The organism is Cupriavidus sp. FW305-27 (genome assembly GCF_058787995.1).
In genome coordinates this window covers 34,385-58,762 of sequence record NZ_JBYTAG010000039.1, presented here as the reverse complement: position 1 = coordinate 58,762, position 24,378 = coordinate 34,385, and the positions used below count along the sequence as shown (strand labels likewise).

Annotated in this window: 19 protein-coding genes; 12 read left to right on the top strand and 7 right to left on the bottom strand. The window is 68.6% G+C overall.

Annotation, left to right across the window (positions count from 1 at the left end; genetic code table 11):
- Positions 1-186 precede the first annotated feature (186 nt).
- The 8 genes from AC3WRI_RS19450 to AC3WRI_RS19415 all read left to right on the top strand — a co-directional run bounded on the left by AC3WRI_RS19450 (position 187) and on the right by AC3WRI_RS19415 (position 8,648).
- Positions 187-990, top strand: coding sequence for a ChaN family lipoprotein (locus AC3WRI_RS19450; RefSeq protein ID WP_492293836.1), 804 nt, complete (start codon positions 187-189; stop codon positions 988-990).
- A gap of 326 nt (positions 991-1,316) precedes the next feature.
- Positions 1,317-2,285, top strand: a complete 969-nt coding sequence (locus tag AC3WRI_RS19445) for a Bug family tripartite tricarboxylate transporter substrate binding protein (RefSeq protein ID WP_010811344.1) — start codon at positions 1,317-1,319, stop codon at positions 2,283-2,285.
- 230 nt (positions 2,286-2,515) lie between these two features.
- Positions 2,516-2,989: a tripartite tricarboxylate transporter TctB family protein gene (locus AC3WRI_RS19440; RefSeq protein WP_010811345.1), complete on the top strand. Its 474-nt coding sequence runs from the start codon at positions 2,516-2,518 to the stop codon at positions 2,987-2,989.
- 32 nt (positions 2,990-3,021) lie between these two features.
- Positions 3,022-4,536, top strand: a complete 1,515-nt coding sequence (locus AC3WRI_RS19435; protein WP_010811346.1) for a tripartite tricarboxylate transporter permease — start codon at positions 3,022-3,024, stop codon at positions 4,534-4,536.
- Positions 4,537-4,660: 124 nt separating this feature from the next.
- Positions 4,661-5,719, top strand: coding sequence for an AbrB family transcriptional regulator (locus AC3WRI_RS19430; RefSeq protein ID WP_010811347.1), 1,059 nt, complete (start codon positions 4,661-4,663; stop codon positions 5,717-5,719).
- A gap of 50 nt (positions 5,720-5,769) precedes the next feature.
- Positions 5,770-6,192: a PaaI family thioesterase gene (locus tag AC3WRI_RS19425; RefSeq protein WP_492293834.1), complete on the top strand. Its 423-nt coding sequence runs from the start codon at positions 5,770-5,772 to the stop codon at positions 6,190-6,192.
- A gap of 22 nt (positions 6,193-6,214) precedes the next feature.
- A complete protein-coding gene (locus tag AC3WRI_RS19420) occupies positions 6,215-7,111 on the top strand; it encodes a patatin-like phospholipase family protein (protein WP_011616276.1) in 897 nt (298 codons plus the stop codon).
- A gap of 67 nt (positions 7,112-7,178) precedes the next feature.
- Entirely contained in the window at positions 7,179-8,648 is a 1,470-nt protein-coding gene (locus AC3WRI_RS19415) for a dihydrolipoyl dehydrogenase family protein (RefSeq protein ID WP_041687579.1), read from the top strand.
- A gap of 3 nt (positions 8,649-8,651) precedes the next feature.
- Here AC3WRI_RS19415 and AC3WRI_RS19410 read toward each other — a convergent pair whose 3' ends face one another.
- Positions 8,652-10,106, bottom strand: coding sequence for a sensor histidine kinase (locus tag AC3WRI_RS19410; protein ID WP_011616278.1), 1,455 nt, complete (start codon positions 10,104-10,106; stop codon positions 8,652-8,654).
- Between the two features lie 2 nt (positions 10,107-10,108).
- Entirely contained in the window at positions 10,109-10,783 is a 675-nt protein-coding gene (locus AC3WRI_RS19405; protein ID WP_010811352.1) for a response regulator, read from the bottom strand.
- A 296-nt stretch (positions 10,784-11,079) separates the two neighbouring features.
- On the opposite strand from AC3WRI_RS19405, the gene AC3WRI_RS19400 reads away from it, so the two are divergent.
- Positions 11,080-12,174, top strand: coding sequence for an ABC transporter substrate-binding protein (locus AC3WRI_RS19400; RefSeq protein ID WP_011616279.1), 1,095 nt, complete (start codon positions 11,080-11,082; stop codon positions 12,172-12,174).
- Between the two features lie 19 nt (positions 12,175-12,193).
- Here AC3WRI_RS19400 and AC3WRI_RS19395 read toward each other — a convergent pair whose 3' ends face one another.
- Positions 12,194-12,937 (bottom strand): TetR family transcriptional regulator, encoded by a 744-nt coding sequence (locus tag AC3WRI_RS19395; protein ID WP_010811354.1) that lies wholly within the window; start codon positions 12,935-12,937, stop codon positions 12,194-12,196.
- A 617-nt stretch (positions 12,938-13,554) separates the two neighbouring features.
- Here AC3WRI_RS19395 and AC3WRI_RS19390 point away from each other — a divergent pair.
- From AC3WRI_RS19390 to AC3WRI_RS19380, 3 genes are all read left to right on the top strand, one after another.
- Positions 13,555-14,805: an efflux RND transporter periplasmic adaptor subunit gene (locus AC3WRI_RS19390; RefSeq protein WP_011616281.1), complete on the top strand. Its 1,251-nt coding sequence runs from the start codon at positions 13,555-13,557 to the stop codon at positions 14,803-14,805.
- A gap of 63 nt (positions 14,806-14,868) precedes the next feature.
- On the top strand, positions 14,869-18,021 hold the full coding sequence (locus tag AC3WRI_RS19385; protein WP_011616282.1) for an efflux RND transporter permease subunit: 3,153 nt from the start codon (positions 14,869-14,871) through the stop codon (positions 18,019-18,021).
- 2 nt (positions 18,022-18,023) lie between these two features.
- The gene (locus tag AC3WRI_RS19380) at positions 18,024-19,511 is read left to right on the top strand and encodes an efflux transporter outer membrane subunit (protein ID WP_010811357.1); all 1,488 of its coding nucleotides are present in this window, start codon (positions 18,024-18,026) and stop codon (positions 19,509-19,511) included.
- 68 nt (positions 19,512-19,579) lie between these two features.
- Here AC3WRI_RS19380 and AC3WRI_RS19375 read toward each other — a convergent pair whose 3' ends face one another.
- The 4 genes from AC3WRI_RS19375 to AC3WRI_RS19360 form a co-directional block, all read right to left on the bottom strand.
- Positions 19,580-20,419, bottom strand: a complete 840-nt coding sequence (locus AC3WRI_RS19375) for an OmpW/AlkL family protein (RefSeq protein WP_010811358.1) — start codon at positions 20,417-20,419, stop codon at positions 19,580-19,582.
- A gap of 86 nt (positions 20,420-20,505) precedes the next feature.
- Positions 20,506-21,786, bottom strand: a complete 1,281-nt coding sequence (locus AC3WRI_RS19370) for a DUF2957 domain-containing protein (RefSeq protein ID WP_439671093.1) — start codon at positions 21,784-21,786, stop codon at positions 20,506-20,508.
- Between the two features lie 37 nt (positions 21,787-21,823).
- A complete protein-coding gene (locus tag AC3WRI_RS19365) occupies positions 21,824-23,176 on the bottom strand; it encodes a DUF2957 domain-containing protein (RefSeq protein WP_492293832.1) in 1,353 nt (450 codons plus the stop codon).
- A 251-nt stretch (positions 23,177-23,427) separates the two neighbouring features.
- The gene (locus AC3WRI_RS19360) at positions 23,428-24,324 is read right to left on the bottom strand and encodes a DUF1571 domain-containing protein (RefSeq protein WP_492293830.1); all 897 of its coding nucleotides are present in this window, start codon (positions 24,322-24,324) and stop codon (positions 23,428-23,430) included.
- Between the last annotated feature and the right edge of the window lie 54 nt (positions 24,325-24,378).

The following is a 24,378-nucleotide window of genomic DNA, read 5'->3' as shown; positions in this document are numbered from 1 at the left end:
CTGGTGACGTGGGCGCGCCGGCACAAGGTTGCGAACACCGATGCGCTCGACGTCGCCGCGCACCGCCTGGAACGCCCGCGCGTCGTCACGGAATGATGACGTGACCATCACACCAACCCGGGCAACAAGCGGGAGCGCAGGCCGCCAACCCCGCCACTACAACGAGATAGGGAAAGGAACTGCGTGATGTCATTCCGTTTGCGCATTGCCGGCATGCTGGCCGCCGCTGTCGCTGTGCTCGCCACCGGCTGCGCGGCCACGCGCCCCGCGCCCGAGGCGGTCAGCGCCGCCTTCGCCGGCAAGTCCTACGTGCTGCTGGGCGAGGTCCACGACAACGCCGCCGCGCAGCAGCAGCGCCTGGCCGCGCTGACGCGCGCCGTCGAGCAAGGCTGGCGCCCGGCCATCGCCATGGAACAGTTCGACCGCGAGCGCCCGCGCGATGCCGACTACCTGATCGCCCAGGCCGGCGGCGGTGCCTGGCAATGGCCGCTGTACCGGCCGGTGGTGGCGCTGGCGCTGCGGTACGACCTGCCGCTGGTGGCGGCCAACCTGTCGCGCGCCGACGCCGGCAAGATCGTGCGCGGCGGACTGGACAGCCTGTTCCCGGCCGGCGAGCGCCAGCAGCTGGGTCTGTCCGGTGCGCTCCCCGGCGACCTCGTGGCCGCGCAGACGGCGGTGCTGGACCGGGGCCACTGCGGCAATTTCCCCAAGGCCATGCTGCCCGGGATGCTGGCGGCGCAGGCCGCGCGCGATGCGGTGATGGCGCAGACGCTGCGCCCCTACGCGCAGCGCGGCGCGGTGCTGATCGCCGGCAACGGCCACGTGCGGCGCGACATCGGCGTGCCGCGCTGGCTGGGGGCGGGCGTGGGGCAGGTGGTCAGCGTGGGGTATGTGGAAAACCCGCCTGCCGACGGCGAGTTCGACATGGCCGTGGTGGTGCCGGCGGTGGCGCGCAAGGACCCGTGCCTGCAGGCGAAGCCGGCGGGTTGAGGGGCCTGCGCCCGCGCTGCAATCCGCCATCCACGTAAACCCCGACCCTTTCTGCCCCCGATTGACAGCCTTTTGACAGTTTCCCCCGCCTAGAATCCGCCCCATGACCGGTAATTCCGGTCTGACGTTCACCAAAAGTCCAAGAACAGTCCCGGCCACGCCCCGCCGCGCCGGACAGGAGACAAGCACCGGCACTGCGCCTTTCGCGCAGTCCGCCAGGCTGTCTTCCCGTCCCCCGCAACGCAGTGGCAGCCGGAACGCCCGGGTCGGATCGCGGCTGCCAGCAGGCTGGCATGGCGCATCCCCGGTAACACCAGGAGACCGCTATGCGCCGTACCTATTCCCGCCTGGCCCATGCCGTGATGGCATCGGCCGCCGTTGCCGCCACCTTCGCCGCCGCGCCGGCCTTTGCGCTCGATAGCGTCAAGGTCATGATCGGCGCCAACCCCGGCGGCGGCTTTGACCAGACCGGCCGCTCGCTGGGCGCCGCGATGATTGCCGCGGGCCAGGCCAAGACCGCTTCATACGACAACAAGGGCGGCGCCGGCGGCACCATCGCGCTGACCCAGTTCGTCAATACCGACAAGGGCAACCCCAATGCGCTGATGGTGGTGGGCGCGGTGATGGTGGGCGCGATCGAGACCAACAAGCCGCCGGTCACGCTGAAGAACGCCACCCCGATCGCGCGCCTGTTCGCCGACACCATGGTCATCACCGTGCCGGCCAGCTCGCCGATCAAGTCGGTCAAGGACCTGACCACGCAGCTCAAGGCCAACCCGGGCAGCGTCAGCTGGGGCGGCGGCTCCAAGGGTTCGATCGACCACATCCTGGCCGGCCTGATCGCCAAGGAATCGGGCGTCGATCCCAAGAAGATCAACTACGTGCCGTTCCAGGGCGGCGGCGAAGCCTCGGCCTCGATCATGGGCGGCCACGTGACGGTGGGCATCGCCGGCGTGTCGGAATTCCTGCCCTTCATCAAGAGCGGCAAGATGCGCGCGCTGGCGGTGACCTCCAAGGACCGCACCGCCGATATCCCGACGCTCAAGGAGCAAGGCGTGAACGTCGAGATCTATAACTGGCGCGGCGTGTACGGCGCGCCCGGCATCAGCGCCGAGCAGCGCAAGGCCATGATCGACGCCGTGGTCAAGGCCACCGAGAGCCAGGCCTGGAAGGACACGCTGCAGAAGAATGACTGGACCCCGTTCCTGCTGACTGGCGACGAGTTCGGCAAGTTCGTCGACAGCGAATCGGCCCGCCTGGGCGGCTCGCTGCGTGAACTGGGCGTGGCCAAGTAAGAACTGCCGGCAGCACCCAAACCGGCAGTACCGCATCAACCTGCTTTACCTGTCGTGCCTGCCAATCCCGCCGGTGAACCCGGCGGCAGGAAAACGGCGCAGGGCCCGGTGTCCACCTGCGATACCAGACAAATAATCATATGTCGCCGGGCCCTGCCGCCGCGCGGGCAGCACCTGCCAGCGTCGCGGACGCCAGCACCCATGCTGGCGACAAAGGCCAAGGAGTCTCCATGAAACCCTCGCACCTCGCCATCGGCATTGCCGTGCTGGCGCTCTCCCTGTTTTTCTTCCTCGGGCTGTCCGGCATTTCCGGCGACGAGGGCTACGCCGGCCTGTCGCCGCGCTTCGTGCCCACGCTGGTGGCCGTCGGCCTGGCCGTGTGCGGCGCGCTGCTGACCTGGCAGGGCGTGCGCGGCGGTTTCCGCAATATGCCGGAAGAAGATGCCGAGCTGCCCAACGCGCCGCACAACTTCGGCGGCTTCCTGTGGGTGGCCGCGGGCCTGGTGCTGAACATGGCGCTGATCGGCACGCTTGGCTTCGTGATCGCTTCCACGCTGCTGATGGTGTGCGTGGCGCGTGGCTACGGCAGCCGCCGCATCGTGCGCGACGCGCTGATGGGCCTGTGCATCACGGTGCCGATGTGGGCGCTGTTTGAGTTCCTGCTCGGCATCAACCTGCCGCTGCTGCCCATCGCCGGCTTCTGAGCCCGCCCGCCCGTCCAGCAAGGAGTCTTCGAATGGATACCCTGAACCAGCTGATGCACGGCTTTGCCGTGGCCATCACGCCGATCAACCTGATGTGGGCCCTGGTGGGCTGCTTCCTTGGCACCGCCATCGGCGTGCTGCCGGGCATCGGCCCCGCGCTGACGGTGGCGATGCTGCTGCCGCTGACCGCCAAGGTGGAACCGACCGCCGCGCTGATCATGTTCGCCGGCATCTACTACGGCGCGATGTACGGCGGCTCGACCACCTCGATCCTGATGAACACGCCGGGCGAGTCTTCCACCATGGTCACAGCCATGGAAGGCAACCTGATGGCCAAGAACGGGCGCGCCGGCCCGGCGCTGGCCACCGCGGCGATCGGCTCGTTCGTGGCGGGCACCATCGCCACGGTGATGCTGTCGATGTTCGCGCCGGTGGCGGCGGACGTTGCGCTGCAGTTCGGCCCGGGCGAGTACTTCATGATCATGCTGCTGGCCTTCACCACGGTCTCGGCCGTGCTGGGCTCGTCGCTGCTGCGCGGCATGACCGCACTGTTCCTGGGCCTGGGCATCGGCCTGATCGGCATGGATTCGCTGTCGGGCCAGACCCGCTATTCGATGAACGTGCAGGAGCTGTACGACGGCATCGACATCGTGGTGGTGGCGGTGGGCCTGTTCGCGGTGGGCGAGGCGCTGTTCAACGCGTTCTTCCCGCAGCCGGCGGGCACCTTCAACAAGCTCAGCTCGGTCCACATGAACAAGTCGGACTGGAAGCGCTCGATCCCGGCGTGGATCCGCGGCACCTTCATCGGCTTCCCGTTCGGGCTGATCCCCGCCGGCGGCGCCGAGATCCCGACCTTCCTGTCGTATGCCACCGAGAAGAAGCTGTCCGACCACAAGGAAGACTTCGGCAAGGTCGGCGCGATCGAAGGCGTGGCCGGCCCCGAAGCGGCCAACAACGCCGCAGTGACCGCGACGCTGGCCCCGCTGCTGACGCTGGGCATCCCCACCTCCAACACCACCGCGATCCTGCTGGCCGCGTTCCAGAACTACAACCTGCAGCCGGGCCCGATGCTGTTCCAGACCTCGGGCGACCTGGTGTGGGGCCTGCTGGCGTCGCTGTATATCGGCAACGTCATGCTGCTGGTGCTGAACCTGCCGGCGATCGGGCTGTGGGTGCGCATGCTGCGCGTGCCCACGCCGCTGCTGTACGGCGGCATCCTGATCTTCGCCGGGCTGGGCGCCTACGGCATCCGCCAGTCGTGGTTCGACCTGCTGCTGCTGTTCGTGGTCGGCCTGCTCGGCATGGTGATGCGCCGCTTCGACTTCCCCACCGCGCCGGTGATCGTGGGCATGATCCTGGGGCCGATGGCCGAGAAGCAGCTGCGCAATGCGCTGTCGATCGGCCAGGGCGACTGGACCCTGTTCCTGCGCCAGCCGATCTCGGCCACCATCCTGGCGCTGACCGTGGCGGTGGTGGTGATCCCGCGCCTGTTGCGCTGGCACGCGACCCGCACCTCGGCGCACGCGCAGGCCGACAACGCGGCCTGATGCGCGCGATCTTGCGGTAAGCTTTGCGAGGCCCGCACGCCAATGGTGTGCGGGCCTCTTGTCTTTCGTCTCTCGTTTTCCAAAACAACAAGGCGCCGGCGCTTCCGTGCCAGGCCGCTGAACCATGCGTCTCTTCTCCAACCCCTGGCTGTCCGCGCTGCCCACGCTGGCGCTCGGGCTGGCCGCCGCCCTGCTCTGCACCGCGCTGCATACCCCGCTGCCGTGGATGATCGGCCCGCTGCTGGCCGTGGCCGCCGCGCGCATGGCCGGGGCCGACCTGCGGGCGCCGTCGCAGGCCCGCAACGCGGGCCAGTGGGTGATTGGCGCGTCGCTCGGGCTCTACTTCACGCCGGACGTGGTGGCGCGGTTGGTGGAATACCTGCCCTACATCATTGCCGGCTCGCTGTTCGCGCTGGTGCTGGGCGCGGGCGGTGCCATCCTGCTGCGGCGGACCACCGGCGTGGCCTTCAAGACCGCGTTCTTCTCCACCGCCATCGGCGGTGCCTCGGAGATGGCCAACCTGGCCGAGCGCAACGGCGCGCGCATCGACCAGGTGGCGGCCGCGCATTCACTGCGGGTGCTGATGGTGGTGGTGACCGTGCCGGCCATCTTCCAGTACGGCGGCATCCACGGGCTCGACCCCTATATCCCCGGCCCGCGCGTGGTCAGCGCCCCGGGGCTGCTGGCGCTGGTCGCGATCACGCTGGGCGTGGCGCTGCTGGTGAAGCGGCTGAACATGCCCAACCCGTTCGTGATCGGCACGCTGCTGGCCGCGGCGGTGCTGACCGCGTCCGGGATCGAGCTGTCGGCCATCCCCACCTGGATGAGCCGTGCCGGCCAGCTGCTGATCGGGGTCTCGCTGGGGGTGCGCTTCTCGCGCGAGTTCCTGCATACCGCGCCGCGCTTCCTGTCGGGCGTGGCGCTCTACACCGTGCTGGCGCTGGTGGTATCGGCGCTGGTGGGCTGGGGGCTGTCGGCGCAGTCGGGCGCGCACCCGGCCACGGTGATCCTGGGCACCACGCCGGGCGGCATCGCCGAGATGTGCATCACGGCCAAGGTGCTGGAGGTGGGGGTGCCGCTGGTGACCGCGTTCCACGTGATCCGGATGGCCTTCGTGGTGCTGGCCACCGGCCCCCTGTATCATTGCCTCAAACATCGCGTCGCGCCGGAGGAGACAGAGTAGCGGTCCGTTACAGGACGGCTACGGTGCGGCCAGCCAGAACCAGGAGCGCCATGTCCGAAGCCGCACCGCAATTCAGCCTCAACGATATCGACGCCACGCTGGAGCGCGTGCTGGCGCCATGGGTGCGCCAGCTCGGCCTGCGTGCCGAAGCCGTCGATGCCCAGGGCGTCACGCTGCGCCTGCCGTTCAGCGAATCGTTCCGCCATGCGGGCGGCGTGGTCTGCGGCCAGGTGCTGATGTCCGCCGCCGATACCGCCATGATCGTCGCCGTGGCCAGCGCGCTGGGCGCCTTCCGCCCGATGACCACGGTCGCGCTCACCACCAATTTCATGCGCCCGGTGATCGACGGCGACGTGCTGGTGCGCGCCAACGTGCTGCGGCTGGGCAAGACCGTGGTGTTCGGCGAGATCGAGCTGACCGGCACCGACGGCAAGCTGGCGGTGCAGGCCACCACCACCTACGCCCTGCTCTGATCCCCTCGCAACGCCAGCGCCCATGACTTCCGGCCACGCCCATCCCTTCGACCAGGTCGTCTTTGCCGGCGGTGGCAACCGCTGCTGGTGGCAGGCGGGCTGGTGGGACGCGGTCGCGCCGGAACTGCAGTTGCGCCCGCGCGTGATCGCCGCGATCTCGGCCGGCGCGGCGACGGCGTGCATGGTCTATGCGCACGACTCGCATCAGACCATGGACTACTACCGCGAGGTCCTGTCCAACAACCGCCGCAATGCCTACTGGGGCAACCTGCTGCGCAATGAGCGCGTGTTCCCGCATTACGGCATCTACCGCACCGCGCTGCTGACGATCTTCGCCGACGGGCGCCTCTCGCACCTGCAGCAGGCGCCGGAGATCCGTATCGGCGTGGCCCATATCCCGCGCTGGAGCGGCCCGCGCCTGGCGGTGGCAGCGGGGCTGCTGGCGTACAACATCGACAAGCATGTGCTCAAGACGCTGCACCCGCGGCTGGGGCGCAAGCTGGGCTTCCGGCCGGAGTTCGTGCGCGCGCAGGACTGCGATTCGCCCGAGCAGCTGGCCGACCTGCTGCTGCAGTCGGCCTCCACGCCGCCGTTTACGCCGGTGCTGCGCCGCGGCGGCCGCCCGGTGCTGGACGGCGGGCTGGTCGACAACGTGCCCGTGGACGCGCTCGATGCCACCCCGGGCAATGTGCTGGTGCTGGTGACAAGGCTGTATCCGCGCCCGCGCCGTTTCGTGCTTGAGCAAGGCGGCCAGCGCCGCCTGTACCTGCAGCCCTCGCAGCGCGTGCCGATCTCGAGCTGGGACTACACCCGGCCCGATGCCATGACTCACGCCTACGAACTGGGCCGCCGCGACGGGGAAACTTTCCTGCGCGAGTGGCCGTCGATCCTGAATACCGAACTGCGGCCCGCTGCCTAGTTTCTTGTTTGCTGGCGCTGGCCTGATTGTTGTCGATGCGGCCCGTGTGCCGCGACAGGAGGCATGGATGACTAAGCGCCAGACAACCCCCGCCGGGGCCAGGGAACCGCGGCGCGCCCGCGAGGTCAGCGCGGCGCCGCCGGTGGAGCAGGTGCCGCGCGTGCGCGACGGCCGCACGCGGCGCAATGACAAGGTGCGCAAGGCAGACCTGGTGGTGATCGGCGGCGGCTCGGGCGGCGTGGCCTGCGCGCGGCGTGCCGCCGCGCACGGCGCACGCGTGATCCTGGTCGAGCGCGATGCCATCGGCGGCACCTGCGTCAACCGCGGCTGCGTGCCCAAGAAGATGCTGTCCTACGGCGCCGGCTGGTCGGCCATCCTGTCGGGCTGCCTGTCGCATACCGGTGGGCGTGAGGACTGGCGCGACGCCATCGTGCGCGTCAATGCCGAGGTTGCGCGGCTGAACGCGGGCTACACCCAGCGCCTGCACGAATCCGGCGTGGAAATCCTGCGCGGCGATGCGCTGGTTACCGGCAAGGACGAAGTGCGCGTCGGCGACGAGACCATTCACGCGCGCCGCATCCTGATCGCCACCGGCGCGCGCCCGCGCGCGCTCGAAGTCCCGGGCGGCGAACTGGCCGCCAGTTCAGACGATGTCTTCACCTGGCAGACCGTGCCGGGTTCGATTGCGGTCATCGGCGGCGGCTACATCGGCGTGGAGCAGGCCTCGATCCTGTCGCGCTACGGCGTCAAGGTAGACCTGATCGTTGCCGGCGACCGGCTGCTGCCCCACTTCGACCACGACATCTCCCGGTCGCTGGCCGAGGCACTGACCGCGCGCGGCGTGCGCCTGCACCTGAACGCCAGGGTGCACCTGCTGAGCCAGGCCAACGGCGCGGTTGAAGTGTGCTACCGCCCCACCGACCGCCCCGGCCAGACCGAGGCTGTGCGCGCGCAGGCCGCGCTGGCGGCGATCGGGCGCATTTCCAACGTGCAGGGCTTCGGGCTGGAGGCGGTTGGCGTGGACTTTGGCGACAAGGGCGGCATCCGCGTGGACCGCCAGTTCCGCAGCAACGTGCGCGGCATCTACGCGCTCGGCGACGCCATCGACGGCCTGCACCTGACCCCGGTGGCCACCGCGCAGGGCCGCTGGCTGGCCGACCGCCTGTACGGCCGGCGCGGCGAACGCGCCGATTTCGACTTCGTGCCGACCGCGGTGTTCTGCGAGCCCGCCATCGGCGCCGTGGGCCTGACCGAGGCCCAGGCGATCGCAGCCGCCGGCAGGCCCGAGCGCATCCGCACCGTGGTCAAGCGCTTTGTCTCGCTGGAAAACCGCTTTGCCGGCAACTCCCACCAGTCGATGTTCAAGCTGGTGCTGAACGCGCGCAGCGGGCGCGTGCTCGGTGCGCACCTGATGGACGACGCCGCGCCCGAGATCGTGCAGACGCTGGCGGTGGCATTGCGGCTGGGCGTGCGCGAATCGCACCTGCAGACCACGGTGCAGTTGCATCCGACGGTGGCGGAGGAGTTATATGGTTAGGGGTTATTCGCCGATGGGCAGCTTCAGCACCGCGCGCACGCCGGTGCCCTGCAAGCCGTCGCCAAGCTCCACCGTGCCGCCAAACCGCGCCGCCATCTCGCGCGAGATGGCCAGCCCCAGCCCGGAGCCCGGCTCCGCATTGCCAACGCGCCGGTAGAAGCGCGCGAAGACCTTTTCGCGCTCTTCGGCCGGAATGCCCGGCCCATCGTCTTCCACCACCAGGCACGCGGTCTGGTCGGCGCGCGTGGCCGACAGCGTGATGCGGCTGCCGCGTGGCGAGTACTGGATCGCGTTGTGGACCAGGTTGGCCAGCGCCTCGCGCAGCAGCGCGGGGTCGGCGCGCACCGGCAGCTTCAGCCCCGGCACCGGCTCCCAGCCGAAGTCCTGCTGCTTGCCGCGCGCCAGCGGCAGGTAGTCCAGCGCCACCTGCTCGGCCACGGTGACGGCGTCGATGATGTCGATGCCATCGGCTTCCTGGGCGGCTTCGCCGTGGTGCTGGCGTACCCGCGCCAGCGCCAGCAGCTGGTTGGTCAGGCGCGCGGCCTGTTCCAGCTGGGTGACGATGCCGCCCACGGCTTCGCCGGCGGCCTGGCGCGCGGTCTCGGGGTCAGGGGCGCGCAGCTGGCGCTGGGCGTATTCGGCCTGGGTCTTCAGGATGGCCAGCGGCGTGCGCAGCTGGTGCGCGGCGTCGGCGATGAACTGGGCCTGCGACTGCGCCATTGCCGCGGAGCGCGACACGTGCAGGTTGACCGCGTCGACCAGCGGGCGCACCTCGGCGGGCACGCGCTCGAACGTTAGCGGTGTCAGGTCATCCGGCGAGCGCGCTTCCACGTCGTCGCGCACGCGCGCCAGCGGGCGCAGCACGTAGGTGACGCCGCCCACCAGGATGCCGGCGCTTAGCAGGATCAGCAGCAGGTCGCGCGCCAGCGCGCTGCGCCAGACCGTGCCGATCAGCGTGGTGCGCGGCTCGGCGGTCTCGGCCACCTGGATGATCACGCGCATGCGCGCGTCCGGGCGGTATACCGGCCGCGCCATCGCGGCGATGCGCACGGACTCGCCCAGGTATTCGGCGTCGTAGAAGCGCGGCTGGTTGTTGACGAGGGTGCCGGCAGGAAGCGGCAGGTCGTCGTAGCCGGTGACGGTCTCGACCTGGCCGGCGCGCTCGGTCGACACGCGGTAGAACACATGGGTCTGCGCCGCCGTCTCGAACATCTCCATGGCGGCATCGGGCAGGGTCAGCTGGACGTTGTCGCCAGCCATGCCGATGGCACTGTCGATGGCGCGGATCGAGCCATAGAGCGAGCGGTCATAAGCCGTGTTGGCGGCGTCGCGCAGGGTGCCGTAGGTGAGCCAGGTGTCGATCGCCATCATCGCCGCCAGCGCCGGCACCAGCAGCAACAGCAGTTGCCGGCGCAGGCTGCCGCGGCGCCAGGACGGGACGCGATGGCGCCGCGCCATCTTCAGCGTCCGGCCTCGGGCTCCAGCAGGTAGCCGAAGCCGCGCAGGGTGACGATGGTGACGCCGTGCCCGGCCAGCTTCTTGCGCAGCCGGTAGACCAGCACCTCGATCGCGTCGGGCGAGACATCGGCGTCGAGCGAGAACACCTTGTCGAGCAGCTGCGCCTTGGTCAGCGGCTGGCCGCTGCGTGCCAGCAGCGCGCCCAGCAGGGTCGATTCGCGCGGGGTCAGCGCCAGCGGGGCGCCGTCCAGCGTGAAGCTGCGGGTCTCGCCGTCGAACACCAGCGTGCCGCACTGCAGGCGCGGATGCGCGCGCCCGCGGCTGCGGCGGATCAGCGCCAGCAGCCGCGCTTCCAGCTCGGCAATGGCAAAGGGCTTGGGCAGGTAGTCGTCGGCGCCCAGGTTCAGGCCGCGCACGCGTTCGTCCAGCGTGTCCTGCGCGGTCAGGATCAGCACCGGGGTGCGGTCGTCGCGCGCGCGCATGGACTTGAGCACGGCCAGCCCGTCCTTGCCGGGCAGGCGCAGGTCGAGCAGCACCGCGTCGTATTCCTCGGCCTGCAGGCGGGCCTCGGCCTGCAGCCCGTCGGCGACATGCTCGATCACAAAGCCGCCCTGCTCCAGCGCGCGGGCGACCCAGCGTGCCAGTTCGATTTCATCCTCCACCAGCAGGATGCGCATGCCGGTCTCCTCCTCTGCCGGTTTGGTCCATGTTTCGGTTGCGGCGGCGGAAACCGTCCGGAGAACAGGGGGCTGCACCGATGGAGCGCGCCCGCCGCGGGCGCCTATAATAACCCCGCCCCGCTGGTCCCGGCGCGTGTTGTCCGTGCGCCCGCTCCCTTCCACAGGCAGTTCTTCCGTTTCCGACCACCGTGCCCACGCGTCCACCCCCGCCGTCCCTGCCGTGCGCTTGCGAGCCGCCTGCCTCGGGGCAGCGCCGCCGCCTGCTGGGCGCATCGCTGCTGGCCGGCGCCACCTTGCCGGCCGCGTGGCCCCTTCATGCCCAGTCTAGGCCCCCGGCGCCGCCGCCGGGGTATCCGTCCGGGTATGACGCCACCATCGCCGGCGCCATGCGCGAAGGCATGGTCACGGTCTATGCATCGACCGACCTGAAAGTGGCGCAGCCGCTGATCGCCGCGTTCGAGGCGCGCTACCCGGGCATCCGCGTGCACTACCAGGATCTCAACACGATCGAGCTGAACCAGCGCTTCCTGGCCGAGACCGCGGCGCTGGGCGGCAAGCGGCCCGCGCCCGATGCGGCCTTCGCCGACGTGCTGTGGAGCACGGCGATGGACCTGCAGATCAAGCTGGTCAACGACGGCCATGCGCAGCGCTACGCCTCGCCCGAGCGCGCCGGCCTGCCCGGCTGGGCGGTGTGGCGCGACGAGGCCTGGGGCACCACCTTCGAGCCCGCGGTGATCGTCTACAACCGCCACCACCTGGCCGGCATGCGCCCGCCGCGCAGCCGCAGCGGGCTGGCGCGGCTGCTGCAGGAGCACGCGCCGCGCTGGCATGGCAAGGTGGTGACGTATGACGTGGAGCGCTCGGGCGTGGGCTACCTGCTGGCGCAGCAGGACGCGCGCATGGGCAGTGAGTTCTGGTATCTGGCGCAGGCGCTGGGGCGCGCCGGGGTGCAGCTGTCGGCGTCCACCGCCGAGATGATCGAGCGCATCGCCAGCGGCGAGCTGGTGATGGGCTACAACCTGCTGGGTTCGTACGCGCTGTCGCTGATGGAGCGTGGCGCGGCCATCGACGTGATCGCCCCGCGCGACTACACGCTGGTGATGTCGCGAGTAGCCTTTATTGCCCGGCGCGCGCCGCGGCCCAATGCGGCGCGGCTGTGGCTGGACTACCTGCTCTCGCGCGAGGGCCAGGCGCTGCTGGCCAAGTCCACCTCGCAGCTCTACACCATCCGCACCGATACCGACAGCGTGCACACCGCGGCGGCATTGTCGGAGCGGCTGGGCTACGCGCTCAAGCCGATCAGCGTCGGCCCGGGCCTGCTGGCCGCGCAGGACGCGATGCGCAAGCGCGCATTCCTGGCGCGCTGGCGCGAGGCCATGCGCGGATAAGCGCGGATAAGCGCGCCGCTCAGGGGACCAGGTCGCCGGTATCGAGCCCGCCCGGCTGGGCGTTCGGGCAGGCCTGCTGGCACAGCGTGGACAGTTCCCGGTCCAGCGCCGCCATCGGGCGCGGCACGTAGCCGTGGCGCAGCGCCGGCGAGAACTTCAGGGTATCGATGAAGGCGTCGGACATGCGCTCGGCGTTGGCGTCGAGGTCGAAGTCCTGGGGCGAGAACAGCCAGTGCGCCAGCACCCCGCCGATGGCGGCATGGAAGGCATTGACGGCCAGGTCCAGGTCCAGGTCGGCGGGCAGCTGGCCGCGCTCCAGGGCCAGGCGCAGGTGCTCGCGCATCTTGACCAGGCCTTCCTGGTGCGACTGGCGCTGGCGCTCGAAGATGGCGCCGTTGTCCTGCACCATCTCGCACTTGTGGAAGATGATCTCGAACACCCGGCGCCAGCGCGGGTTGACCACGGTCTGGCGCATCACATAGGCGCAGATGTCGCGGATGCCGCCCAGCGGGTCTTCCTGGCGCGCGAGCCGCTCGGGGTCGCACAGCGCTTCCACGGGCAGGTTGACGCGGTCGCACATGGCGGCGAACACATCGCTCTTGTTCTTGAAGTGCCAGTAGATCGCGCCGCGCGTGACACCCGCCGCCTCGGCGATGTCCGCCAGCGACGGGCGTGCCACGCCGCGGGCGTGGAACACGGCTTCGGCCGCGTCGAGAATCCGGTGGCGCGTTTCAAGCGCCTCTTCCTTGGTACGTCTGACCATTTTTGTCTCTGGTGCCGGCGGCATGACGCAATGGATCCGTCATGGCCAGCCTTGTTGGTTCTCCCTGGGTGCGGCCCCGCTGTGGCAGCCGCACGGCCGGCGCACGCGCCGGCGGGTCGTTGTCGTCACATGCCAATGTGCTTGCAGCCTGCGAGCCGATACGACGGCGCGCATCCTAACCCGAGCCGGCGATTTGCGCCGTGATTCCGAACGGGTGGGGAGCAATTTGGACCGGCCGGTTGGGTTTGACCGGGGGCGGGATCCGTATTGCCGCGGCCCTGCGGCGCAGGTTGTGCGCCGAAAGTCCCTTCTGCAACATCAACTTAACATACATGCTTGAATGTATATATAATACGCGCTTGTCCGGCATTCGGCCAGCCGCCTTCTGTGACATACCCAGCACAGTTGGCAATCCCTGCCGCAGGCCAGCCGGTCATGAATCCAGTCGTTACATAAAAGCCGCCGTTCGTCGCATTTGACACTGCGACGCCGCGATTTGTGGCTAGCATCACGCTTTTGTCCGCCGCAAACCGTGCGGCGGGCTGTGTCGTATCCGTTTGTCGGATGACAGGTCGGGACGATGCGGCAGATCTCAAATTGCCATCATGGGGTTATCGATGAGGAAGTCCCAACGTATCCGTTGCGTTGCTGCCTATGCACTAGCGGCACTGTCTGCCGTGGCGCTTGTTGCCTGCGGCGACAAGAAGGCCGAAGGCGGCGCCCCGCCGCCGCCGGAAGTGGGTGTGGTGACCGTGACGCCGTCGCCGGTCGCCGTCGTCAATGAACTGCCGGGCCGCCTGGAAGGCATACGCACGGCCGAAGTGCGTGCTCGCGTCGAAGGCATCGTGCTGTCGCGCAACTACACCGAAGGCGGCGAAGTGAAGGCCGGCCAGGTGATGTTCCGCATCGACCCGGCACCCTACCAGGCCACGCTGGCTTCGGCCCAGGCCGCGCTGCAGCGCGCCGAGGCCAACGCCGTGTCGGCGCGCCTGAAGGCCGATCGCTACAAGCCCCTGGTGGCCGTCAACGCGGTCAGCAAGCAGGAGTACGACGACGCCGTGGCCTCCGCCGGCCAGGCCAACGCCGACGTGGCCTCGGCCAAGGCGGCGGTGCGCACCGCCCAGATCAACCTGGGCTACACCACCGTGACCGCGCCGATCAGCGGCCGCGCCGGCCGTGCGCTGGTGACCGAGGGCGCGCTGGTGGGCAAGGGCGAGGCGACCAAGCTGGCGCTGGTGGAGCAGGTCGACCCGATGTGGGTCACCTTCACCCAGCCGGCTTCGGAAGTCACGCGCCTGCGCCGCGCCATCGAGTCCGGCGTGGTCAAGGGCGTCAACGGCGGCGCCAACGTGCGCCTGTTCGTGGAAGACGGCCGCGAGTACGAGCACACCGGCAAGCTGCTGTTCTCGGACATGACGGTCGACCCGACCACCGGCGCGATCACGCTGCGCGCGCAGTTCCCGAACCCGAAGCGCGAGCTGCTCTCGGGCACCTTCGTGCGCGTGAAGATCGAGCAGGGCGTGGACGAGAACGCACTGACCGTGCCGCAGCGGGCGCTGATCCGCGGCGCGCAGGGTGCCAGCGTGATGGTGGTGGGCACGGACGGCAATGTCGCGGCGGTGCCGGTCAAGGCGCCGCAGGCCATTGGCGACCGCTGGGTCGTGACCGAAGGCCTGAAGGGCGGCGAGAAGGTGATCGTCGAAGGCCTGCAGAAGGTCAAGGTCGGTGCGCCGGCCAGGGCGGTACCGTTCAAGCCGGCCGGGGCCTCGGCACCGGCCGCGGCGACGGCCTCCGCCCCGGCGGCGCCGGCCTCGGCCCCCAAGGCCGAGGGCCCGCAGCAAGCCAAGTCTGACGCCAAGCAAGGCTGAACCCTGCCGTACCACCAATACGGCAAATACGGCTAGACCGCTAGACCAAGAGGGAGCCAGTTTATGGCCAAGTTTTTTATCGACCGGCCGGTGTTCGCGTGGGTGCTCGCGCTGATCATCGTGCTGGGCGGCATATTGTCGATCCTGCAGTTGCCGATCGCGCAATATCCGAACATCGCCCCGCCGACGATCTCGGTCACCGCCACCTACCCGGGTGCGTCGGCCAAGACGCTGGAGGATTCCGTCACCTCGGTGATCGAGCAGGAGCTCAACGGCGCCCCTAACCTGCTCTACTACAACTCCACCAGCGAGTCGTCCGGCCTGGCGAGCATCACCATCGCCTTCGCGCCGGGTTCGAACGTCGACCTGAACTCGGTCGAAGTGCAGAACCGCCTCAAGCGCGTGGAAGCGCGCCTGCCGGCTGAAGTGCGCCAGCAGGGCGTGCGCGTGGACAAGGCCGGGAACAACTACATGATGTTCCTGACCGTGTCGTCCAAGTCCGGCACGGCCGACGCGATCCAGCTCGGCAACTATGTCTCGGCGCAGGTGATCGACTCGATCCGCCGGGTGCCGGGCGTGGGCCAGGCCGACCTGTTCGGCACCGAGTACGCCATGCGGATCTGGCTGGACCCGGCCAAGCTGACCGGCTACAACCTGACCCCGACCGACGTCACCGCCGCGGTGGGCGAGCAGAACATCCAGGTCGCCGTGGGCGAGCTGGGCGGCACGCCCTCGCCCAAGGGCACCGAGCTCAACGCCACCGTCACCACCGAAAGCCGCCTGACCACGCCTGAGCAGTTCGGCAACATCCTGCTGCGCACCAACCCGGACGGGTCTTCGGTGCGCATCAAGGACGTGGGCCGGGTGGAGCTGGGCGGTGCCGACTACTCGACGCTGGCCCGCACCAACGGCAAGCCGTCGGCGGCCATCGCCATCAAGCTGGCCCCGACCGGCAACGCGCTGGCCACGGCCACCGCGGTGCGCGCCAAGATGGAAGAGCTGTCCAAGAACTTCCCGGCGGACTACCAGTACTCGGTGCCTTACGACACCTCGGCCTTCGTCAAGATCTCGATCGAGGAAGTGATCAAGACCCTGCTCGAAGCCGTGGTGCTGGTGTTCCTGGTGATGTACCTGTTCCTGCAGAACTTCCGCGCCACGCTGATCCCGACGCTGGTGGTGCCGATCGCGCTGCTGGGCACCTTCGGCGCGCTGCTGGCGTTCGGCTTCTCGATCAACGTGCTGACCATGTTCGGCATGGTGCTGGCCATCGGTATCCTGGTGGACGATGCCATCGTGGTGGTCGAGAACGTCGAGCGGATTATGAGCGAGGAAGGACTCTCGCCACGTGAGGCCACGCGCAAGGCCATGGGCCAGATCACCGGCGCGATCGTCGGCATCACGCTGGTGCTGACCGCGGTGTTCATCCCGATGGCATTCTTCTCGGGCTCGGTGGGCAACATCTACCGCCAGTTCTCGCTGTCGCTGATCTCGTCGATGGCATTCTCGGCGCTGCTGGCGCTGACGCTGACCCCGGCACTGTGCGCGACGCTGCTCAAGCCCGTGGAAGCCGGCCATCACCATGAGAAGACGGGCTTCTTCGGCTGGTTCAACCGCACCTTCGCGCGTTCGGCCACCAGCTACCAGGGCGTGGTCGCGCGCATCCTCAAGCGCTCCGGCCGCTACCTGATCATCTACGCGGTCATCATCGTCGGCGTGGTGGTGCTGTTCAAGCGCCTGCCGTCGTCGTTCCTGCCCGATGAGGACCAGGGCTACATGATCACCGTGGTGCAGCTGCCCAATGGCGCCACCCAGGACCGTACCATCGGCGTGCTCAAGCAGATCGAGGACTACTACCTGCAGAAGGAAAGCAAGGTGGTTGACCAGATGATCACGGTGGCGGGCTTCTCCTTCTTCGGCCGCGGCCAGAACGGCGGTATCGCGTTCGTGCGCCTGAAGGACTGGAAGGAGCGCACCGGCGACGGCGAGACCGCGCAGGCCCTGGTCGGCCGTGCCTTCGGCGCGCTCTCGTTCATCAAGGACGCGATCATCTTCCCGCTCAACCCGCCGGCGATTTCCGAGCTGGGCAACTCCTCGGGCTTTGACTTCCGCCTGCAGGACCGCACCGGCCAGGGTCACGCCAAGCTGATGGAAGCGCGCAACATGATGCTCGGTATGGCCGCGCAGAGCCCGGTGCTGATGGGCGTACGCCCGGAAGGCCAGGAAGATGCGCCGCAGCTGCAGATCGACATCGACCGCGAGAAGGCCAAGGCGCTCGGCGTCACGGTGGCGAGCATCAACTCGACGCTGTCGATTGCGTTCGGCTCCAACTACGTCAACGACTTCATCTATGAAGGCCGGGTGCGCAAGGTGATCGTGCAGGCAGAAGGCTCAGACCGCCGCCTGCCGGACGACCTGACCAAGCTGCGCGTGCGCAACAACAACGGCGACATGGTGGCGTTTGCCGCGTTCGCGACCTCCAAGTGGGTAATGGGCTCGCCGCGCCTGGAGCGCTACAACGGCATGCCGGCGGTGAAGCTGGCGGGCCAGGCCGCGCCGGGCCGCAGTACCGGTGAAGCCATGCGCGTGATGGAAGAGAACTTCGCCAAGCTGCCGCCGGGCTTCGGCTTCGAGTGGTCCGGCCAGTCTTATGAAGAACGCCTGGCCGGCTCGCAGGAACCGATCCTGTACACGCTGTCGCTGATCATCGTGTTCCTGTGCCTGGCCGCGCTGTATGAAAGCTGGTCGATCCCGTTCTCGGTGCTGCTGGTGGTGCCGCTGGGCGTGCTCGGCGCGCTGCTCGGCGTGACGCTGCGCGGCATGCCCAACGACGTGTACTTCAAGGTGGGCCTGATCGCCACGATCGGCTTGTCGGCGAAGAACGCCATCCTGATCGTGGAATTCGCCAAGGACCTGCAGGCGCAGGGCAAGGGCCTGATCGAAGCCACGCTGGAAGCGGTGCACCTGCGTTTCCGCCCGATCCTGATGACGTCGATGGCGTTCATCCTGGGCGTGCTGCCGCTGGCGATCGCCACCGGTGCGGGTTCGGCCAGCCAGCGCGCCATCGGTACCGGCGTGATTGGCGGGATGATCACCGCCACGGTGCTGGCGATCTTCCTGGTGCCGGTCTTCTTCGTGGTGGTGCGCAAGCGCTTCAAGGGCAGCAAACGCCAGCGCATGCTGGACCAGAAGTGGCACGAGCCGAAAGAGGAAATCTGAACATGACCAAGACTCTGACCACACTGCTGCTGGTGGCCGGCGTTCTGACGGGGTGCACGCTCGCGCCCCACTATGACCGCCCTGCCCCGCCGGTGGCAGACAGCTTCCCGGTGGCGCCCGAGGGCTACGCCACCGCCGAGGCGAAGAGCGGCGAGACCCGCCGCGCTGTCGACATCGGCTGGCGCGAGTTCTTCCGCGACCCGCGCCTGCAGTCGCTGATCGCGACCTCGCTGGACAACAACCGCGACCTGCGCACCGCCGCGCTGCGCATCGAAGAAGCGCGCGCGCTGTACCAGGTGCAGCGCGCCGACCTGCTGCCCACGGTGAACGCGAACGCTGCTTACACCCGTGCCAGCACCAACGCCGCCGGGACCTCGACCGTGCTCGGCCAGCCCGGGGTGACGCAGGTCTACCAGGCCAACCTGGGCATCTCGTCCTACGAGCTCGACTTCTTCGGCCGCGTGCGCAGCCTGTCGAACGCGGCGCTGGCGCAGTACTTCTCCACCGAAGAGGCGCATCGTTCGGCGTATATCTCGCTGGTGTCGGAAGTGGCCAAGGCCTATCTGTCCGAGCGTTCCTTCGCCGAGCAGTACGAAATTGCGCGGGACACGCTCAAGGCGCGCGAGAGCACCTATGGGCTCGCCAAGCAGCGCTTCGACGTCGGCGCCACATCCGCGCTGGACCTGCGCGACAACGAGTCGCTGGTGGCCCAGGCGCGTGTCGCCGCCGCGCAGCTAGCACGCCAGCGCGCGCAGGCGCAGAACGCGCTTGAAGTGCTGGTGGGCAAGCCCATCGGCAGCATCGGGAACCTGCCTGAGCCGATGCGGCTGTCGGACGAACGCATCATCAGCGATATCCCCGCGGGCTTGCCGTCGGACCTGCTGGAGCAACGCCCGGACATCCGCCAGGCCGAACAGCAGTTGCTGTCGGCCAACGCGAATATCGGCGCGGCACGCGCGGCGTTCTTCCCGCGCATCACGCTGACCACCAGCGTTGGCACCATCAGCCCGACGTTCTCGAACCTGTTCGATGCCGGCACCAAGGCGTGGTCGTTCGCGCCGCAACTGACGCTGCCGATCTTCGACTATGGCCGCAACAAGTCCAACCTGGACCTGGCCAACGTGCGCAAGAACATCCAGATCGCCAACTACGAGAAGACCATCCAGACGGCCTTCGCGGAAGTGGCGGATGCGCTGGTAGCACGCGGCACGCTGGAAGACCAGGTCTCCGGCCAGGAAGAGGTGCGCAACGCCGAAGCCGCGCGCTACGAGCTGGCGCGCCTGCGGTTCCGCAGCGGCGTGGCCAGCTACCTGGACGAACTCGATGCGCAGCGCCAGCTGTTCACCGCCGAGCAGGCGCTGATCCAGGCGCGGCAGCTGCGGCTGAACAACGCGATCGACCTGTACCGGTCGCTGGGCGGTGGCTTGCAGGAGAACAGTCCGGTGGCGCAGCAGGCGACGCCTGCGCAACCGGGGACGGTGACGCAGTAAAGGTTGCCGCTTGCCGTTGCAGCAATAAAAAACGACGCGCTCAGGCGCGTCGTTTTTTTCTTTCAGCGTCAGAACTTGTACGAAGCCGCCAGGAAGAACACCAGCGGATTCGGCTCCAGCTTGGTCTTAGAGGTCGACAGCACGGTCCCGTCGGCCGCCTTGATCGTCATCGTCGACGTCGTCTTCAGCGGGATATAAGTCACCGCCGCCGTCAGCCCCCAATGCTCGTCGAAGTTGTAGGTGCCGCCGATATTGAACACGGGCGCCCATGACGACGACGCATCCGCACTCACCGAAGTCGGACCTGGGATGCCCGCCCCCGCCGCCAGGATCGCGCCGAGGTTGTTGTTGACCGAGCTCGCAAACGCCGGATTGACCTCGATGTTGGTAAAAAAGTTGTACGACACCCCCAACCCCAGGAACGGGCGGAAGCGCGTGCCCGGATCCAGGAAGTGGTACTGCACCATCGCCGCCGGGCTCCACTGGCGTGCCTTGGTGACGATGGGGTTCAGCGACGGATCGCCCAGGCTCTGGCGCCCGAGCGCTCCGGCCGGGCCGGGCGGGATCAGTTCGCCGTGGCCGTAGAGCTTGAACTCCGGCGGGATGCCGCCCACCGCGGTGATCGCGATATGGTCGGAGACGAAGTGGCTGAAGGTCAGCCCCAGCGTATTGGCGTTGGATGACGAGATGCTGCTGCCCGGTGCGGTGAAGCTGGACGGCAGCCCGAGCGGGTAGTTGATCGGCACGTCGAGCAAGGTGGTAGTCAGCGGAGCGCTCTGGCCGTGGGTCTGGATATGGAACCAGCCCGCGGATACCACGTTGTCGCCCTTCTTCTGGGCGTGGGCAGGCAGGGCGAAGCTGGCCAGCGCGGCCAGCATCAGTGTGAGCGTGAGGCGTATGGTTTTCATCTTGTGTCCCCGGCAGTGGATGTCTCTGTATGGTCGGATCGTGGCGCAGTGGCCCGGGCTGCAATGGCCCGGGCCTGGCAGCGTGCTTACTGCACGAATGCGCCGACGGTGAAGTACGGGCCGCTGTCGCGCTGTTCCAGGAAGCCGAACACGCCGCCGGTGAACATCAGCTTGCCGGTCGGCGCCGAGCCTGCAGGCGCATCGCGCCGCGACGTGCGGACCACGCCCGGCACCTGCTGCGAGAAATCCAGCCGGTACGGGATGGCGAGCGAGGCATCATGCGGCCGGAACGGATCCATCATGGTGGCCGCGGCGCCGACCAGTGCCGTCACGCGGTAGTTGAAGTTGCTGTCCACGCCGACGTATTCGCCGTTGACCGTGCCTTCAGTAAGCGCTACCGCCGGCGCCATCATGCCGATGCCGATCTCGTCGTCGGCACCAAGCGGGCCGTTGGCGAGCGTGTCATTGGCATAGCCCACGCGGATCATGACCGGCACCAGCTGGCCGCGCAGCTTGCCCACGATCAGGTAGGCCTTGCCCAGCGTGCCGCCCAGCGTGGGCGGCTGGCTCTCGGCCTTGTAGTTGGTCGACAGCAGCGCGCCGCTCGCCTGCGGCACGAAGTTGTTGCCCTTGCGCTCGCACGTGTTGGTGGCGTTGTCGCAGACGGTGAAGGAACCATCGGCAGCCAGCGCCATGCGGTAGTCCTGCGCTACCAGCTGGAACTGCTTGGACGGCACCTCGTGGAAGCCCGTGCCGTTGTACTGGCCGGCAATCTTCGACAGGTCGGTCTCGGTCTGCGCGAAGCCGATGAACTGGAAATACGGGAAGGTGGTGTCCGGCACCGCGCCGGCGCCCAGCACGCCGTTGAACTGGATGCGCGCGCCCGGGATGGTGCCGCCCACCACGCCTTCGCCGACGAAGAGCTTGGCCGGACGGTTCGGATCGAGGCTGGCGCCGCTCAGCTCGAACGCGCACTGGTTGAGCTTCTCGGTCGGCAACCCCGTCTCCGCCTTCAGCGTGCCGCGCATCACGTTCTGCCCGTTGGTGGGATCGCTGCGCGTGGGCTGCACGGTGCCGGTCTGGCGCGGCACCGACGAGTCCACGAAGGTCACCTGCCAGGTCTTTTTGGTGGTGTCGATCTGCACCTTCACCAGCTCGCCGGAGCCGGTGCCGCCGGTAAAGGTGGTGGAGTAGTCGAGCGCTGCCGGGCACAGCCGCGTCTGCACCGCGGCCGGCGTGGACGGCGCGTCGTCGCCGCCGCCGCCACCGCAGGCGGCGAGCATGGCGGTGGCGGCCACGGCCAGCGCACGCGCCGGCACCGTGGATGGGCGCGAGGCCCGCGGCAGGATCAGTCGAAGGGGTTGCATGGCGTGGTCTCCTCGGTTTTGTGTGTTCTTGGTGGACTCAGGGTGCTGCCAGCACGCCGACGCGGAAGGTCGGGCTGGCGCTGCCGGTGCCGGACAGGTGGCTGAACACGCGCCCGCTGGCAATCAGCGCACCGGTGGTGCCGCTGTTGTCGGTGGTGGCGATCATTCCCGGCGCGTTCTGCGTGAAGTCGAGCTGGAAGGCACCGGTCTGGTTCATCGTCATCGGGTCCAGCAGCTCCACGCGCGCGCCCTTGACCAGCGAGGCGGTGTAGACAAAGTCGCTGCCCGAGCCGATATAGCCGCCGTCAAGCTGGCCGCTGGCCAGTGCCTTCGCCGGCGCCATCAGTGCCAGCCCCGATTCGTCGTCGACATTGACCGTCAGTGGCAGCAGCGAGATCTGCGCGTAGCCGGTGCGCACCAGCAGCGGCACCAGCGCGCCGTTGAGCTTGCCCACCACCATCAGCCCCTTGGCGCGGCTGGCGTTGTTGCTGGTGATGGCTGCACTCTGGAACGACGGGTAACGGCGGCTGCCATCGGCATTGCTGCTTTCGAAGGCACCGTCGGCGCTGCGCAGCTTCCAGCTGTTGCCGGTGCTGAGGCAGCTGCCGGCCGCGGCCGTGCAGCTGCCGTCGGCGTTCAGCGTCTCGGTGGTCTGCGCGGTCGCGGGCGTGAAGTGGCTCGACGAAGTCAGCGAGCCGCCGGACGGCACCTGGTGGTAGCCCAGCAGGTTGTAGCTGCCGGCCACCCTGGTGAAGTCGGTCTCGGTCTGTGCGAATGCCAGCACCGGGTAGAACGGGAACGTGGTGGCCGGGATCGCACCCAGCCCGAGCACGCCCGGATAGGAGATGGTGGCACCGGGGATGCCGCCGCCGGCAACGCCATTGCCCAGGAAGATCACCGGCGGCCTGGCGCTGTCGATATTGGCCTGCGAGGTGCCGTCGGATGCGGTGGCCGTCTGCAGCGCGACTGCGCAGCGGTTCTGCTCGGCGGTCGGCAGCGAGGTCAGGTTGGCGAAGGTGCCGGTGAAAGTCACGCCCGCGCGCGTCGGGCTGACGCTGCCGGGTTGCTTGGGCACCGGCGACTCGATGATCTCAAGCTGGTAGGTGCGGGCCGCGGTGTCGAAGCGCAGCTTCACCAGTTCGCCCGCGCCGGAGCCGCCGGTGAAGGTGGTGCTGTAGTCCAGTGCCGCCGGGCACAACGACCCCGGCGGGCCGCCGATGGTGACCGGCCCCTGCGCGGGGCACGTGCCCGTGTCAGCGCATTGCGGTGCCTGCGTGCCGGCGCGCGGCGCCTCTTCATCGCCGCCGCCGCCACTGCAGCCGGCCAGCGCCGCGGCAAGGCTCACCCCTGTCAAAACCAAAGTGCTGCGTCGAAGCATCGACATGGTCATTGCCTGTCTCCTGATTTCTTCTTGGCGACCCCTGGTTCTGGATCTGGTGTCCGGCTCTGCGGCCGGATCCCTCCCGGGTGCGGCGACTCTCGCCGCTCACGTGTTTTTGCGTCAATAGAGCGGCCGTTCCAAACAGGCGCGCCTGGCGTGCATGCCGCACGTGGCGGTGGATTGCGGGTGTTGCACGGACTGCGCGGCAAAGCGGCGCAGCCACCGATTCAAACGCACGGTGCGCGCCGCTTTGCCGCATCTCAGAAGCGATAGTCAGGATTGGCCGGATCGAACGCCGAGGCCTCGAAGGTCTTGCGCACCAGCTTGTCGAACACGATCTTCTCGACCATGTTGCCGTCGGCATCCCAGGCGGTTTCCACGCGGATATACGGATGCTTCAGGTCCAGCATCAGCTGCACCTTCTTGGCGTAGTACTGCGGCGCGCCGGCCGGCAGGTCCCAGGTCAGCGCCACCATGCGCACGCCCTGCTCCTGCACGATCTCGGCCTTGCCGTACTTCTCGGACAGGCCGGCGGCACGCAGGGACCTGGCGTCGCGCTCCAGCATCGACAGCACGAACTGGAAGCCCAGGTCGCGCACGGTGTGGTTGGACTGCGAACGCGCCAGCGTGCCGTCCAGCGCAATCCACATCGAGGTAAAGCCCAGCACGCCGCCCAGGTGGCCGTACATCTCGTCCTTGCGGCGGGTCTCGTCGTAGATGATTTCCTGTCCCGACTGCGCGCCGCCGGGCAGCCACTTGGCATAGAGCTGGCGCGGCTGGTGGCGGTAGCGGATTTGCATCCTGGCGGGCTGGTCCTGCCACTGGTTGTTGAGCCGTTCCTGGCGCGACATCCAGTACTCGTACTCGGGATAGCGGTTCATCTCGGCACGGGCCCATTTCAGCAGCGCGTCCGGCTGCAGCGCGTGGAACACGGCCAGCACCTGCTCATCGGACAGCCGCGCGAGTTCGCCGCTGGCGACCTGGCGCGAGAACAGTGCGGCTTGCTGTGCGGATGTCTGGCCGTCATAGCCCGTGCCCGCGGCGGCGGTGGTTGTGGCCGTCTGGGCCATGGCCACCGGGGGCATGGCCAGTGGCGCAGCCAGCAGTCCGATGACGGCACCGGCGACGGCGGCAAGGTAAAGCGGTTGGATCGACATGGCAGCTTCCTCCTCAAGATGTCCGCCAGGAGGCGGAGCGCGGGCAGCGCAGGG